This window comes from Wolbachia endosymbiont of Pentidionis agamae (assembly GCF_036711655.1).
Lineage (GTDB): Bacteria > Pseudomonadota > Alphaproteobacteria > Rickettsiales > Anaplasmataceae > JAZHPY01.
In genome coordinates this window covers 1-466 of record NZ_JAZHPY010000167.1, presented here as the reverse complement: position 1 = coordinate 466, position 466 = coordinate 1, and the positions used below count along the sequence as shown (strand labels likewise).

1 protein-coding gene is annotated in these 466 nt (G+C 30.7%); it reads left to right on the top strand.

The window, feature by feature from the left end; all coding sequences use genetic code 11:
* Nucleotides 1-74: 74 nt before the first annotated feature.
* Nucleotides 75-332, top strand: coding sequence for a hypothetical protein (locus tag V6U76_RS05470; RefSeq protein ID WP_333024138.1), 258 nt, complete (start codon nt 75-77; stop codon nt 330-332).
* Nucleotides 333-466: the final 134 nt, after the last annotated feature.

The window sequence follows — 466 nt, the reverse complement described above, 5'->3', positions numbered from 1 at the left end:
AATAGATAGAAGTGAAGCTAAGAGAAGGAGAGCAGGATAAACTCAATAAATTATAAAAAATATAGAGGTTACCAATGAAGGAAAAAATAACAGAAATTTTTTGTATAGTCGATGATTTTTGTAATGCCATTGACAAAATTTTTGTCAATACACTACTGCCAAGTGGCAAAAAACCCACTAGAATACCTAGCATTACAATTGCTGAAAGCATTACCTATCACCAGTCTCCATATTTTAAGTCTTTTTATTTAGATTATCTTGAAATATTTTCAGGCATGAGTTTACCTTCATGTCATAGGTTTATTGCCATTAAACCACGTATGCAATTGTAATACCAATATTAGGAGTGCAAATAAGAGACATTAGAAGGTTGTTTAATTGTGGAATAGGTAAGAGAAGCAATAAATTTGTACAAAGTGGATTCAAGGAGTAATTGTATCGTATATTTTATTGCGCAAAAAGTTCA